Here is a 15247-nt window from a genome sequence, read left to right on the forward strand (position 1 = left end):
TCGCTTGTGATCGAAAGCAGGGTGTCGCTAGAATACTGGTATTTTAGAGAATGCATTTGTCGAAAGCAGCGCCATGCAACAGCAGGCCCTCCTCCTCCGCAAGTGCCATGTTGGCTCAAGGCTCCGCCGCCGTCTCCTCGCGGCCGGCTTAATTAGTATCGCAAGCTCGCCGGCACTCGCCCTGACCAAGGACGCTGCTGTGGAACAATGCCGCATGTCGGTCGGCCGTCCGATTGTGATGGAGTGCATGCGCAGCGGCGGTGGTCTCGAAGCCTGCCGCGCTCGGGCGACGCCGCGGGTACGCGCCTGCGTGATGGCAGCGATGCAATCCGCCAACGGGCGGGCTAATGTGGCGGTAGCTATCCCGACCGAAGCTGCCCCCAAACTGCCAACCGGTGCCGCCGCCAGTGCAGGCTTCGTCGCGCCGCCCCGCACCATCGCAGACATCACAGCCATTCTCGATAGCGAGAAGCCGAACGAAGCCAAAATCGCCGAGGTCAAGGCTGCCGCCGACGCGATTCCGACAGGGAAGGAATCGAAGGCGGAGTTGGCCCAGTTCTATTTCGACCGCGCGAATGCCCGCGCCCAGCTTGGCCGTCTGGCCGACACGCTGGCCGACGCCGGCAAGGCGATAGAGGTCGGCCGCGGCGCGGTGAGCCCTAACCTCATGGGTCGCTTGATCCAGCTCGCCGCCCTCCAATACGCCGGCGCCGGCGATCCGAAGAAGGCACTCGACCTCTATCTACGTCAGAACAAGGAGATCGGCACTCAGGCTGGCTCCAAAGGGTATCAATTCGGGGCCAACCGCAGCATCGCGCAATTCCTGATCCAGATGGGCGACATCCCGCAGGCGGAGGCTTATCTCCGCCGCAACGATGCGCTGATCAAGGAAGCGCGCACCAGCTTCCTGCCCGGGTGGCGCAAGTCCTACGCCGTGTTTGGCCAGAGCTGGGAAGCCGAAATCGAGACCGGCCGCGCCCTGCTGTTCGAGGCTCGCGGCCAGGTCCGCGAGGCAGAGTCCGCCTATCGGCTCGGCGAGCAACGACGGAGGGCCGCTATCAAGCCGCTCCTCGGCTCGGAAAACCCGCCATCTGAATCGCAATTACTGCAGGCGGTCGATCTCACCATCATTAGTCAGGCGCGGACCAAGGCGCGGCAGGGCCGGCTCGCCGAGGCCGAGACCGATGCCCGCCGCGCGCTGCTGTCGCGCTTGAAGGACACTGGCAAGTACAACCCGTCCACGCCGCGCTACATCATGGCGCTGACCGACATCCTGATCGAACAGGGCCGCTACGCCGAAGCCGAGAAGCTGGCCCGCGCCTGCCTCGAGATCAATGCCACCGTCGGCGTCGCCGACGACGCCGTCACCAACGTGCAGCTACTGACGCAGCTCGGTGGCGTGCTGAACCTGCAGCGCAAGGGCCGCGAGGCGAATGCAGTGTTTGCGCAGATTGACAAGGCTATCGCTAATTGGGACCCGCAGCGGCGCCGCTCCTTCGAGCTCAATCCGGCGCGCATCATCTCGCTCTATGCATCAGGCCAGACCGACAAGGGCATTGCCGCTGCCGAACAGCTGGTGCAACGGCAAATTGCCCGCGTCGGAGAGACACACTTCGACACGGCGTCGGCGCGCGGCACGCTGGCAGTGGGCCTGATGCGCGCTGGTCGCGATGCCGAGGCGACGCGCGAGTTCCAGGCCGCAATCCCGGTGATGATGGCGGCGGCGCGCGAGGCCGCGGACGACGACGACACCACCGGCGTCGCAGCGCGAAGCCAGCGGCTGCAGGGTGTGGTTGAATCCTATTTCCTGATGCTAGCGCGCAATGCATCGTCGCGTAGTGAGGTCGGCGAAGAAACGTTCGGCCTAGCCGATGCGGTGCGCGGCCGCTCGGTGCAGCAAGCGCTGGCCGCTTCCAGCGCGCGCGCGGCGGCAAAGGACCCGGCGCTGGCCGCACTAGTGCGAAAGGAGCAGGACCTTTCCAAGCAGGTCAACGCCCAGCTCGGCACATTGAACAACGTGCTGTCGCTGCCCTCTTCCGAACGCGACGACAAGAGCGTGCAGGCGATCAACGCATCGATTAACGCACTCCGCACGGAGCGCAACAAGGCGCGCCAGGACATCAATCAGAAATTCCCGGCCTATGCCGACTTGGTGTCACCGAAGCCGCCCACGGTGGCGGAGATCCGCGCGACACTGTCCGATGACGAGGCGATGCTGTCGTTCTATTTCGGCCAGAGCGGCTGCTTTGTCTGGGCCGTACCGAAATCCGGACCGGTGGCGTTCGCGGCGATCAAGGCGAGCAGTGGCGACATCGAGAGCAAGGTACGCAAGCTGCGCGAGGCACTCGAGCCCCAGGCGGCGATGATCTCGGATATCCCCGAGTTCGACCTCAAGCTCGGCTACGAACTCTACGCGCTCCTCCTGCAGCCGGTCGAAAGCGGCTGGAAGCCAGCGAAGAAGCTGATCGTGGTCACTAATGGCGCGCTGGGCCTGTTGCCCCTGTCACTGCTGCCGGTCGCACCGGCGGAAGCCGCTCCCGATGCCGATCCTCTGTTCGCCTCCTACCGCGACGTACCATGGCTGGCGCGTGGCCATGCGGTGACCACTGTGCCGTCTGCCGCGGCGCTGCGAACGCTGCGGCAATTGCCGGCCAGCAAACCGGATCGCGGCGACCTAGTGGCTTTTGGCGATCCCTACTTCAACACGGAACAGGCGGCGGAAGCCGCCACGGTCAAGGTTGCTGATGTCGGCGGCAACACGGCGCCCGAAACGCTGACGCGCGGGGGCCCGCTGAGGCGGCGCAACAGCCCAAAGCTCGACGGTGTCGACAGCGCCGAAATCGGCCTGCTGCCGCGGCTCCCCGATACGTCCGACGAGCTCAAATCGATCGCGCTGGCACTGCAGGCCGATCCGTCCAAAGTCCTATTCCTCGGCAAGGACGCCTCAGAGAAGACCGTGAAGTCGATGAACCTGTCTGGCTTCAAGGTCCTGGCCTTCGCTACCCACGGCCTCGTCCCGGGCGAGCTCAACGGGCTGCAGCAGCCGGCGCTGGCGCTGTCGTCGCCTTCCGTCACTGGCGACAGCGGCGACGGCCTGCTGACCATGGAGGAAATCCTCGGCCTCAAGCTAGATGCGGACTGGGTGATTCTGTCGGCCTGCAACACCGGCGCGGCCGCCGGCGCCGGTGCCGAGGCCGCCTCAGGTCTCGGCCGAGCGTTCTTCTACGCCGGCACGCGAGCCCTGCTCGTTACCAACTGGTCAGTACACTCGCAGTCGGCGCGTGAACTCGTCTCCGATTTGTTCAAGCGCCAGACTGGTGACGCCAAGCTGGCGCGCAGCGAAGCCCTGCGGCAGGCGATGATGGCGCTGGTCGACGGCCCCGGCCATGTCGGCAGCGACGGCAAAACCGATTTCACCTACGCCCATCCGCTGTTCTGGGCGCCATACACCATCATCGGAGACGGCGGTGTTCGTTGACGATCGGTTTTCGACGGGAGATACTGCCTTGAAGACATTGCTACGCGGCCTCGTCGCCTGCATCGTTCTTGCTCCGATGGCCGGCCCGGGGATGGCCGGTCAGGTCCTGATCACCGAGGACGAAGCCAAGCTGCCGCCTCCCAAGGGCGCAGTCGCGGCCGACCGCCGCGGCATCCTGCGCGGACCCAAGATCCAGTTCGTCGCGGATGGCGATACCGTGCACTCGCCGACGAGGCTCCATTTGAAATTCGAGTCCTTCGGCGGGACCAAGATCGATCCGGATTCGGTGAAGGTGACTTATCTGCGTACACCGAACGTCGATCTGACGCCGCGGTTAAAGCCGTTCATCCAGGCCAACGGCATCGACATACCGGATGCCGAGCTACCGCAGGGCGAACACATGCTGCGAGTCGACCTAAAGGATTCCGACGGGCGCCCAGGTACGACCAGCTTTGTGCTCAAGGTCTCACCCTGATCGCCAGCAATGATCACTTGCTTCTACTGCCAGAGCCAGAACCCGCCGGATGCGCTGGTGTGCAGCGTGTGTTCGCGCGACATCGCGATCCCCGCCTCTCTGATTACGGAGCGTGATCAGCTCGCGAGCAAGCGAGACGCGCTACGCGGGGAGCTGCGTAGCGTCTGCGCGCAGATCGACGCCCTGCGTCCTTCAAAGCCCCGACGAGACGTCTGATGGAATGCCCGTTCTGCGTAGAGACCATCAAGGACGAGGCGATTGCCTGCAAGAACTGTTCGCGCGACCTCCGCTACGTCCGACCGACATTGCTGGAGATCGAGGAGCTGGTCTCAGAACTTGACGATCTGCAGCGCCAGCTCGATCGCGCCCGCGTAACGCTGGAACGATTGGCACATCCGCTGCGCTACTACGGCCTCCACACGTTCATCTACATGCTGCTGCCGGTCCTGCTGTTGGTCGGCGCGCATTGGATGGTGACCATCGTCCTCGACGTGTCTCCGGTGTGGCTGCGTATCGCCTCGGTGGCGATCCCCTTGCTGTTCGGACTTGCCACCTATCCGATCCATAAGGTCGGACTGCTTGGCGCGGCGCTGCTCGGCTTCTGTACCTCACTGGTCAGCGTGCTATCGATGCTGATGGTGACCGGACTGCACGACAACGTGCCGATCCTACCGACGGTGTGGGTGGAGTGGCGCGAAGTGATCGAATACGGCGCCAGCATCTTGCTCGCCTTCTTATCAGGACACATTCTCGGCCTCACGGTGTTCCGCGTGCTGCCGACGACTCTGGCGCAGACTGGCAAACCTAACGCCGCTGCGTTCCGCGTGGCACGGCTCCTCGGCCCACACGTTGGCGAAGATCAGCTGCGCCGCAGGGCGCGGATGATTCAGGATCTGCTGCAGACCGCCGGCCCCCTCGCTGGTGTGGTAGCCACCGGCGTCGGATCGCTCTACACCGGCCTGAAGGGCGTCATTGGCGGATAGCATCGCTTGGTCTTCGGAATGGGCCGAGGCGAAGCTCGCGCGACGAGCTGCATTCGCATTGGCAATTCGAAGCATCGTCTTGCGCGAGCCTCGCAAACCACAGAAGATCGCCACCAATCAGAAGCTTTGGGGGAAACCAGACGCATGCAATACGACGACGTGGTCCGCGGCCGCCGCTCGATCCGCGGCTACAAGCCTGATCCCGTGCCGCGGGAATTGATCGAGGAAATCCTCGAACTGGCGATGCGGGCGCCCTCCTCGATGAACAGCCAGCCGTGGAATTTCACCGTGCTCACCGGTGAGCCGCTCGACCGCATCCGGGCCGGCAACACCGAGCGCAATCTCGCCGGCGTGCCGCACAGCCGCGAATTCCGGATCGGGCAGCCGTTCGCCGGCCCTCATCGCGAGCGGCAGGTCACCGTCGCCAAGCAGCTGTTCTCGGCGATGGGGATCGCGCGCGACGATCAGGCCAAGCGGCAGGACTGGGTGCTGCGCGGCTTCCGCCAGTTCGACGCGCCAGTGTGCATCATCATCACCTACGACCGCGTGCTCAGCGACAGCGACGACACCGCGTTCGATTGCGGCGCGGTGACCAACGCGCTGGTCAACGCCGCATGGTCGCGCGGCTTAGGTGCGGTGATCAACAGCCAGGGCATCATGCAATCGCCGGTGGTGCGCGAGCATGCCGGCATCGCCGACGATCAGGTGATCATGAAGGCGATAGCGCTCGGCTGGCCGGACGACGAGTTCCCCGCCAATGCCGTGGTGTCGGAGCGCAAGCCGGTGCGCGACGCCGTGCGGTTCGTCGGCTTCGAAAGCTGACAAGATCTAACGCGACAACGCTCCGCGGCCCGGCGCCGCGGGGTGCCGCGCGTGTCAAGCAGCTTTGACAAACCCTCGCAATTCGGAGAGTAATGCAAGCAGCCGCGCCCGAGCGGTCACCGCACGGGCCGGCCGCAACAACGCGGCCGCCCTTCCCGTCCTGTTTCGTGCAGTTCGTGTCACGCTCGCCGGTTGTCGATCCCGATGCAGTCCCCTTCCAGTCCCGCGGTCAGTCAGAGCGAGGCGCGCTATCGTGCGCTGTTCGAAGCGATCGACGACGGCTTCTGCATCATCGAGTTCTTCGACGGCCCGCACGGCCCGCTCAGCGACTATCGCCATATCGAAGCCAACGCGGGCTACGAGAAGCAGACCGGGATTCCCAACATCATCGGCCGCACCTTGCGCGATCTTGTGCCGGATGAAGCCGACGGTTGGGCGGAACTGTATCGCAGCGTGCTGGTGACCGGCCGGCCGATCCATTTCGAGCGCGAGTTCATCGCGGTGAATCGCATCATCGAAGTGTCGGCGACGCGGATCGAGCCGCCGGAGCTGCGCCAGGTCGCGGTGCTGTTCCGCGACATCACTGCGCGCAAGCGCGCAGAAGCGGCACTGCGCGACAGCGAGCAACTGGCGCGCGACAACGTGCAGCGTGTGCAGCTGGCGCTGGCCGCCGGCGCGATCATCGGCACCTGGCTGTGGGACCTGCCGACCGACCGCTTCACCGTCGACGAAGCGTTCGCGCGCGCGTTCGGGCTCGATCCGGCGCTCGGCCGCGACGGCCTCAGCCTGGCGCAGGTGGTCGCCACCGTGCATCCCGACGATCAGGCCGGGCTGGCGGCGGCGATCGAGGAAGCGGTCAAGCGCGGCGGGCCTTACGCGCATCAGTACCGGGTGCGCCGCGCCGACGGCAAGTACTACTGGCTCGAGGCCAACGGCCGCGTCGAGCACGGCCCCGACGGCACGCCGCTGAGCTTTCCCGGCGTGCTGATCGACGTCGACGACCGCCGCGCGCTGGCCGCCGAGCGCGACCGCGCCATCGCCGAGCTGCGCGCGCTGAACGAGACGCTGGAGCAACGCGTCGCCGAAGCCCGCGCCGAGCTATTGCGCTCCGCCGAACAGCTGCGCCAGTCGCAGAAGATGGAAGCCGTCGGCCAGCTCACCGGCGGACTGGCGCACGACTTCAACAATCTGCTCGCCGGCATCTCCGGCAGCCTCGAACTGATGAGTTCGCGTATCCGCCAGGGCCGAATCGGCGAGATCGACAAATACGTGGTGGCGGCGCAGGGCGCGGTGAAGCGCGCCGCATCGCTGACCCACCGCCTGCTCGCCTTCGCGCGCCGCCAGACGCTGACGCCGACCGCCGCCAACGTCAACCGGCTGGTCAGCGGCATGATCGACCTGATCCAGCGCACCGTCGGTCCCGGCATCGACGTGCAGCATGTCGGCGCCGCCGGGCTGTGGAGCGTGCTGGTCGACGTGCCGCAACTCGAAAGCGCGCTGCTCAATCTGTGTATCAACGCCCGCGACGCGATGCCCAGCGGCGGCAAGATCACGATCGAGACCGGCAACCGCTGGATCGACCGGGCGCAGTCGCGGCTGTACGACATCCCGCCCGGGCAATACGTCTCGCTGTGCGTCTCCGACACCGGCACCGGCATGACGCCGGACGTGATCGCCAAGGCGTTCGATCCGTTCTTCACCACCAAGCCGATCGGCCAGGGCACCGGGCTCGGGCTGTCGATGATCTACGGCTTCGCGCAGCAGTCCGGCGGCCAGGTGCGGATCTATTCCGAGGTCGGCCAGGGCACGATGGTGTGCATCTATCTGCCGCGGCACCGCGGCGAGGCCGCCGAGGACGAGCGCTTCCCCGACTCCACCGAGATCCCGTTCGCCCAAACCGGCGAGACCGTGATGGTGGTCGACGACGAACCCACGGTGCGGATGCTGGTCGCCGACGTGCTCGAAGACCTCGGCTACACCGCGCTGGAAGCTTCCGACAGCGTCGGCGGCCTGAAGCTGCTGCAATCCGACGCGCGGATCGACCTGCTCGTCACCGACGTCGGCCTGCCCGGCGGCATGAACGGTCGCCAGCTCGCCGACGCCGCCCGCCAGATCCGCCCCGGCCTCAACGTGCTGTTCATTACCGGCTTCGCCGAGAACGCGCTGCTCAACAACGGCCAGCTCGAACCCGGCATGGCAGTGCTGACCAAGCCGTTTGCGGTCGACACGCTGGCGGCGCGGATCCGCGAACTGATCGGGAAGTAGCAAGGTCGTACAAACACGCCGAGTAGCCCGGATGCAGCAGCGCGAAATCCGGGGACCGAACCCGTGGGAAGTCCGATCCCCGCATATCGCTGCGCTCATGCGGGCTACAGCTACAGCTACAGCCGGCTACAGCGCGGGCCTCAAGTGCCGCGCAGCATTTCGCTGACCACCACCCAGTCGTTGCCGTTGAATTCGAGCAGGTAGCCGTCCTTGATCGGGCGGAAATCGGTCGGCGACGTGTTCAGGGTGATGCCGGGCAGCAGCAGCGACAGCGGCACGTTCTTCATGTTCGCCGCCTGTCGCATGATGTTGTCGCGGGACAGATCGTTGCCGCACTGCTTCAGCAGCGCCACCAGCGCCTCGCCCACCGTGTAGCCGTACACCGTGCCGATATTGTTCGGGTCGAGGCCCGGCAGCCGCGCCTTCATGAACGCGATATAGGCGCTCATCGCCTTGTCGTCCTTCGGCTCGGCCACATAGGGCTTCAGCGAGCCGAGCGACAACACGCCCTTGCCGGCGTCGACGCCGGCCGGGTCCATCACGGTCGCCTTGTTGGCGCAACCGCTGGCGAGGAAGCGGATCGGCCGCCAGCCGATCTCGTGCGCCTTGCGCAGCGCCTGGGCGCAGGCGCGCGGCGTGACGCTGTAGATCATGAACACGTCCGCCTTGGTGTTGGCGAGCGTCAGCACCTGGGAGTCGACGGTGGGATCGGAGACCTCGAAGCTTGACGCCAGCGCGATCGCCTTGTCGGCGTCGGGGCCGAGGGCATCCTTGACGCCGCGCATGAAGTCTTTGCCGGCGTCGTCGTTCTGATACAGCACCGCGAACCGCGCGTTCGGGTTCTTGGCGCGCGCATAGGCGACTTCGATCTTGGCCTCGCTCATGTAGTTCGGCGCCCATGGCAGCGCCATCGACCACGGCATATTGGCGGGATCGTTCCACTTCGACGCCGAGCTGATCAGGAAGATCTGCGGCACCTTATTGGTGTTGAGATATTTGGCGATCACCGAGCTCGGCGCGGTGCCCATGGTGGCGGCGATGAACGCGACGCCGTCGCCTTCGACCAGCCGGCGCGTCGCCTCCATGGTCTTCGGCGGCGAGAAGCCGTCGTCGAGCGAGATCATCGTGATCTTGCGGCCGTTCACGCCGCCCTGCTCGTTGACCTGATCGAGATAGGCGGCGATCGCCTTGCCGGTCGAGCTCAGCGCCGAGGCCGGGCCGCTATACGGCATGGTGTTGCCGATCTTGATCTCGGTGGCGGTGACGCCGGGCGCGTTCTGCTGTGCCTGCGCCGTGGTGGCGAGCGCCGCCGCGACGGCAGCGCCGAGCCAGAGCCGAAGACTCCTCATCCGTTCTCTCCCTGTTGTTTGTTGCGATGCGGTGATCGCTTTTGTTTTTCAGGGAGGATGGGAAACCGGAACTAACCGGGTCTTGCGCGCAGCCGCTGTATCATCTTACTCGCCGATGATCTTGATCAGCACCCGCTTGCGCCGGCCACCGTCGAATTCGCCGTAGAAGATCTGCTCCCAGGGGCCGAAATCGAGCCGGCCCTCGGTGATCGCCACCACCACTTCGCGGCCCATCACCTGGCGCTTCATATGCGCGTCGGCGTTGTCTTCGCCGGTCCGGTTGTGGCGATAGGACGACACCGGCTCGTGCGGCGCGAGCTGCTCGAGCCATTTCTCATAATCGGCGTGCAGCCCGCTCTCGTCGTCGTTGATGAACACCGAGGCGGTGATGTGCATGGCGTTGACCAGCACCAGCCCCTCGCGCACGCCGCTGTCGTGCAGCGCCTGCTCGACCTCGCCGGTGATGTTGATGAACGCCCGCCGCCCCGGGGTCTGAAACCACAGCTCCTTGCGATACGACTTCATCGCACGGTTCTCCTTCTGCGTGTGATCGGTTGCGGCGAACCATGCGGCGGCCGCGGCGCGGCATCAAGCCTAAGCGAGCTGCCGCTCGCTGCGCCGCTCCTCGTCGAGCCCGGCGAGCCACGCCACCGCGTCGGCGGCGCGCATCGGACGGCCGTACAGCCAACCCTGGCCGTAAGAGCAGCCGAGCATCCGCAGCGTCTCGGCTTCACCCTGGCTTTCGACGCCCTCGGCGATGATGCGGTGGCCGAGCGGCCGCGCCACCGCGGTGATGGCGGCGATCAGTTGCTGGTTCTGGCGGTTGGCGCTGACGCCATGCACGAACGAGCGGTCGATCTTGATGGTGTCGAGCGCCACGCTCATCAGATTCGAGATCGACGAATGACCGACGCCGAAATCGTCGATCGCCAGCCCAAAGCCGTAATGCTCGATGCGCTGCAATTCGCGGGCGCATTGCTTGGGATCGAACAGCGCTTCTTCGGTGATCTCGATCTCGATCCGGTGCGGATCGATGCCGTGGCGCTGCGTCAGGTCCATCAGGATCTTGGCCGGCGAATGCAACGTCAGCTCGCGCGGCGAGACGTTGACCGCGACATTGACCGGCGGCGCGCCGCTGGCGTCGAGCGCACGCAGGAAGTCGCACGCCGCATCGCCGATGAACGACAGCAGCCGCGCCGAAAGCTGCAGGCGGATCGCGGCGTGAATGATGTCCGGCGGCGGGATCAGCCCGGCGGTCGGATGGCGCCAGCGCAGCAGCGCCTCGAACCCAACCACCTGCCCGGTGGCGAGCACCACCTGCGGCTGGAATTCGAGATGCAGCTCGCCGCGCGCCAGCGCCCCCGGCAGATCGCCGTCGATGCAGCGCTGCAGCAGAAATTCCTCCTGCATCCGCGCGTCGAACAGCCGGATGCAGGCGCGGCCATCGTCCTTGGCGCGATACAGCGCGGCGTCGGCGCGGGAGAACACGTCCTCGACATCGATCGGGCCGCCCGGATGCGCCGCGATGCCGATCGAGCAACTGATCGCCAGCGGCTGGCCCGCGACCCGCAGCGGCCGCGTCAGCGCGCCGCTCAGCCGCCGCGCCAGCGCCAGCGCCCGCGCGGCGACGTCGTCGCCCTGCAGCACCACGATGAACTCGTCGCCGCCGAGCCGCACCGGCAGATCATGCGGCCCGCAGGATGAGCGCAGCAGTTCGGCGACCGCGGCGATCACGCGGTCGCCGGCGTCGTGGCCGCGGGTGTCGTTGATGGTCTTGAAGTTGTCGACGTCGAACAGCACGAAGGCGACGCCCTGCCCCGAGCGGCACGCGGCCGCCGCGGCGTCGCGGAAGTGACTGCGGTTGGCCAGCCCGGTGAGCGGATCGGCGCGCGCGATCTGCTCCAGCGCGCGGTTCGAGTTCAGCACTTCGTTGTTGGCGCTCGCCAGTGAATTGGCGAGGTCGGTCGCCTCCAGCGCGGTCATCTGGCTGGCGGTGAACTCACGCTCGCCGCCGATCGCGGCACGGAACAGCATGAAGGTGAGGAACACGCCGTCGAACAGGATGATGTAGTCGGAGCTGTTACCGGACATCATCATCCGGAACAACGTCGCCGCCATCACCGGCGTCGCAAAGGCGAGCGCGACGGGCGAATAGGCGGCGCCCTGAATGATCGCGCCGGTGGTGGCGCCGATCATGATGAAGGTGACGTAGTCGAGGCCCTGCTGGGCCGAGAACACGCCGACGGCGGCCGGCACGAAGCCCCACAACAGACCACTGGCCAACGCCAGCAGCGTCAAATGGCGCAGCACCTGATACGGCGCAGTCTCGACCGCCCCGCTCGTTGCCAATCGCGACACCCACCAGGCGCGGAACAGCGCCAACGCGATCGCGACACCGAGCCACCACAGGATCGGCGCCTCGCCGTTCTCGCGATACAGCAGCGCCGCCAGCGACAGCGCGATCGCGATGTTGGAGATCAAGGTGAGCCGGACATTGCGCAGCGCCGTGCGGGCCTGGGCCTTGGCGAGAGCGATCGCCTTGAAGCTGCTGTCGGCGCGGGTCATGCGGCAAACGATCGGTGATGGGAAATGCGGCTGATCTTCACGTCAGCTAATCAACCAGCGGCTTTTTAACATTGGCTTTGCACGCAGCGGTAAAATGACTGCGCCATGACAATCCAAACCGATTGGTTTCCGGTTTGGAAAGATCAGCCAGCCAAAGCGTCCGCGGCAGACAGCATTTGGCCTTCGCGTGCGCTGAGCGGCCAGCACCCGGCCTCTCGACGCTTGAATGCAACTAACACGCAGATTTCAATAATGGCTTAGGTACCTGGAACTCGCCGCAACTGCGAACAAATTGCGGACTAACTACCCTTGGCGGCGCGCAGCTTGGCCCAATAGTCCAGCCGCTTGCGGATCTCGCGCTCGAAGCCGCGGTCGGGCGGATCGTAGAAGGTCTGGCGGCCGAGCGTTTCCGGGAAGTAGTCCTGGCCGGAGAAACCCTCCGGGGTGTCGTGGTCGTACTGATAGCCCGAGCCGTAGCCTTCGTTCTTCATCAGTCCGGTCGGGGCATTAAGGATGTGCTTGGGCGGCAGCAACGAGCCGGCCTGCTTGGCGAGCCGCATCGCCGACTTGTAGGCGGTGTAGGCCGCATTGGATTTCGGCGCGGTGGCGACGTAGATCACCGCCTGCGCGATCGCCAACTCCCCCTCCGGGCTGCCGAGGAAATCGTAAGCGTCCTTGGCGGCGTTGGCGATCACCAGCGCCTGCGGATCGGCCATCCCGACGTCTTCGACCGCCATCCGCACCACCCGCCGCGCCAGGAACAGCGGGTCCTCGCCGGCGTCGAGCATCCGGCACAGATAGTACAGCGCCGCATCCGGGTCGGAACCGCGCACCGACTTGTGCAGCGCCGAGATCAGATTGTAGTGGCCGTCGGCGCTCTTGTCGTAGATCGGCGCGCGGCGCTGCAGGATCTCCTGAAGCTGCGCGGCATTGAACACTTCGCCCTCGCGGGCCGAGCGCCAGACCTCTTCGGCCAGCGTCAGCGAGGCGCGGCCATCGCCGTCGGCCATCCGCGCCAGCACCGCCCGCGCCTCGTCGTCGAGCGGCAGCTTGCGGCCTTCGGCGGCTTCGGCCTTGGCGAAGAGTTGCTCGATCGCGGCCGCATCGAGCGGCTTGAAGATCAGCACACGCGCGCGGGATAGAAGCGCCGCGTTGAGTTCGAACGACGGGTTCTCAGTGGTGGCGCCGACCATCACCACGGTGCCGTCTTCCATCACCGGCAGAAACGAGTCCTGCTGCGCCTTGTTGAAGCGGTGCACCTCGTCGACGAACAGCAGCGTGCCTTTGCCCATCTCGCGGCGAGCGCGCGCGGCGTCGAACACCTTCTTCAGATCGGCGACGCCGGAGAACACTGCCGAGATCTGTTCGAACTGCAGCTCGGTGGCATCGGCGAGCAGCCGCGCCACGGTGGTCTTGCCGGTGCCGGGCGGGCCCCAAAACACCAGCGAGCCGAGCGTGCGGGTCTGCAGCATCCGGGTCAGCGCGCCGTCCGGGCCGAGGATGTGATCCTGGCCGACCACGTCGGCAAGCGAGCGCGGCCGCAACCGATCCGGCAACGGACGCGGTGCCTCCCGTTCCAGCCCGGCGGCGGCGAACAGGTTCTCGGATTGCTGCGGGCGTTTCGGGCTCATGCGGCCCTCTGCTCCTTCTCCCCGCGCGCGGGGAGAAGGTCGGGATGAGGGGGCGTATCCCCGGGGCCGAGCGGCTCGGCTGTTACTACTCGCTGAGACTCTGCCGTGTGGAGACGCCCCCTCACCCGCTCATCGAACTGCGTTCGATGAGCGACCTCTCCCCGCACGCGGGGAGAGGTTTGGAGACGTCTCGCTGCGTGACGGCTCATCCGCCCAGGGTGACTTGGATCTGCTGGCCGCCGCGGACCAGCATGATGCGCCACAGCCGTGCCGTCTGGCCGGCGACGCGTTCGAGGTCGCTGGTCTTGGCGATCCGGGTGTTGTTGACCGCAACGATGATGTCGCCCTTCTGGAAGCCGACATTCGCCGCGGTGCTGTCTTCTGGCAGCTCGGTGACCACGACGCCTTCGACGCTCGGATCGAGCCGCATCTCATCGGCGATCGCCGGCGAGATGTTGGCGATCTTGGCGCCCTGGAACGGCGAGCGCGAGGTGATCACCAGCTCGTCGCGGCCGGAGTCCGGCGCGGTCTCGAGCGGGATCGACAGCTTCACCGCCTTGCCGCTGCGCTGCACGTCGAGCTGCGCGGCACCGCCGAGCGGACGGGTGGCAAAGCGATAATCGAACGCGTTGGGATCATCGATCGCAAAGCCGTCGATCGACACGATCAGGTCGGACAGCTTCAGCCCTGCCCGCTCCGCCGGGCTGCCCTTGGTGACGCTGGCGACCAGCGCACCGCCCGGTCGCTTCAGTCCGAGGGTCTCGGCGATCTCCGGCGTCACCGCCTGCAGCCGCGCGCCGAGCCACGGCCGCTTCACGGCCTTGCCGCCGCTCTTGGCCGAGGCGACCACCACGCGCACCATGTTGGCGGGGATCGCGAAGCCGATGCCCTGCGAGCCGCCCGAGCGCGAAAAGATCGCGGTGTTGATACCAACCAGCTTGCCCGAAACATCGACCAGCGCGCCGCCGGAATTGCCGGGATTGATCGCCGCGTCGGTCTGGATGAAGAATTGATAGTCGGTGATACCGACCTGGGTCCTCGCCAGCGCCGAGACGATGCCGTGCGTCACGGTCTGACCGACGCCGAACGGGTTGCCGATCGCCAGCACCACGTCGCCGACCATCAGGTCGTCGGAGTTGGCGAAGTCGAGCGTGGCAAACTTCTCCTTGGTGTCCTTGAGACGCAGCACCGCCAGATCGGTGCGGCTGTCCTTCAGCACGATCTCGGCTTCGAACTCGCGCTTGTCGGCAAGCGCGACCTTGACCTGATCGGCGCCCTCGATGACGTGGTTGTTGGTGACGACCAGGCCCGAGGCATCGACCATCACGCCCGAGCCGAGCGAGCGCTGGATCTGCTCCGGCTGACCGGGCACGCCGAAGAACCGGCGGAAGATCGGATCTTCCAGCAGCGGATTGCGGTTCTGCACCACCTTGGCGGCATAGACGTTCACGACCGCCGGCTGCACGTGCTGCACGATCGGCGCGTAGGACAGCTTCAGCTCCGCCGGCGACGACGGCACCCGCCGATCCTGCGCCGCGAGCGGCGTGGTGAGGGCGAGTGACACACAGAGGACAGCGAAGGTGCGGATCGGGTTCATGCGGGAATCCGTTACAGGGGGCATCGATGGCGCAGCAGATATAGTCCGCCGGCCCAGCCAGGAGAAGGAAAAGCGGCCGGCG

Annotated in this window: 10 protein-coding genes; 5 read left to right on the forward strand and 5 right to left on the reverse strand. The window is 66.2% G+C overall.

The genetic code is table 11. From position 1 onward, the window contains the following. The first annotated feature begins 73 nt into the window (after window positions 1-73). The 5 genes from LRC39_RS16490 (at window position 74) to LRC39_RS16510 (ending at window position 8023) form a co-directional block, all read left to right on the forward strand. Complete coding sequence (locus LRC39_RS16490) at window positions 74-3478, forward strand: CHAT domain-containing tetratricopeptide repeat protein (protein WP_430624901.1); 3405 nt, start codon at window positions 74-76, stop codon at window positions 3476-3478. Between the two features lie 28 nt (window positions 3479-3506). Next, window positions 3507-3953, forward strand: a complete 447-nt coding sequence (locus tag LRC39_RS16495; protein WP_346297522.1) for a hypothetical protein — start codon at window positions 3507-3509, stop codon at window positions 3951-3953. Between the two features lie 215 nt (window positions 3954-4168). Next, window positions 4169-4936 carry a hypothetical protein gene (locus LRC39_RS16500; protein WP_107345061.1) on the forward strand — a complete coding sequence of 256 codons (768 nt, stop codon included), beginning with the start codon at window positions 4169-4171 and terminating at the stop codon, window positions 4934-4936. 144 nt (window positions 4937-5080) lie between these two features. Further along, a complete protein-coding gene (locus LRC39_RS16505; RefSeq protein ID WP_346294985.1) occupies window positions 5081-5758 on the forward strand; it encodes a nitroreductase in 678 nt (225 codons plus the stop codon). Window positions 5759-5962: 204 nt separating this feature from the next. Beyond that, window positions 5963-8023 carry a hybrid sensor histidine kinase/response regulator gene (locus tag LRC39_RS16510; RefSeq protein WP_264052654.1) on the forward strand — a complete coding sequence of 687 codons (2061 nt, stop codon included), beginning with the start codon at window positions 5963-5965 and terminating at the stop codon, window positions 8021-8023. A 140-nt stretch (window positions 8024-8163) separates the two neighbouring features. On the opposite strand, the gene LRC39_RS16515 is transcribed toward LRC39_RS16510, so the two are convergent. The 5 genes from LRC39_RS16515 to LRC39_RS16535 all read right to left on the reverse strand — a co-directional run bounded on the left by LRC39_RS16515 (window position 8164) and on the right by LRC39_RS16535 (window position 15165). Further along, entirely contained in the window at window positions 8164-9372 is a 1209-nt protein-coding gene (locus LRC39_RS16515) for an ABC transporter substrate-binding protein (protein WP_346294986.1), read from the reverse strand. Window positions 9373-9477: 105 nt separating this feature from the next. Next, the gene (locus LRC39_RS16520) at window positions 9478-9897 is read right to left on the reverse strand and encodes a secondary thiamine-phosphate synthase enzyme YjbQ (protein ID WP_264052655.1); all 420 of its coding nucleotides are present in this window, start codon (window positions 9895-9897) and stop codon (window positions 9478-9480) included. Window positions 9898-9966: 69 nt separating this feature from the next. Further along, window positions 9967-11937 carry a putative bifunctional diguanylate cyclase/phosphodiesterase gene (locus LRC39_RS16525; RefSeq protein ID WP_346294987.1) on the reverse strand — a complete coding sequence of 657 codons (1971 nt, stop codon included), beginning with the start codon at window positions 11935-11937 and terminating at the stop codon, window positions 9967-9969. Window positions 11938-12236: 299 nt separating this feature from the next. Beyond that, a complete protein-coding gene (locus LRC39_RS16530; RefSeq protein ID WP_107345065.1) occupies window positions 12237-13568 on the reverse strand; it encodes a replication-associated recombination protein A in 1332 nt (443 codons plus the stop codon). A 205-nt stretch (window positions 13569-13773) separates the two neighbouring features. Beyond that, window positions 13774-15165: a DegQ family serine endoprotease gene (locus tag LRC39_RS16535; protein WP_107345066.1), complete on the reverse strand. Its 1392-nt coding sequence runs from the start codon at window positions 15163-15165 to the stop codon at window positions 13774-13776. Window positions 15166-15247 lie beyond the last annotated feature (82 nt).

It is taken from the genome of Rhodopseudomonas sp. P1 (genome assembly GCF_039642825.1).
Taxonomy (GTDB): domain Bacteria; phylum Pseudomonadota; class Alphaproteobacteria; order Rhizobiales; family Xanthobacteraceae; genus Rhodopseudomonas; species Rhodopseudomonas palustris_H.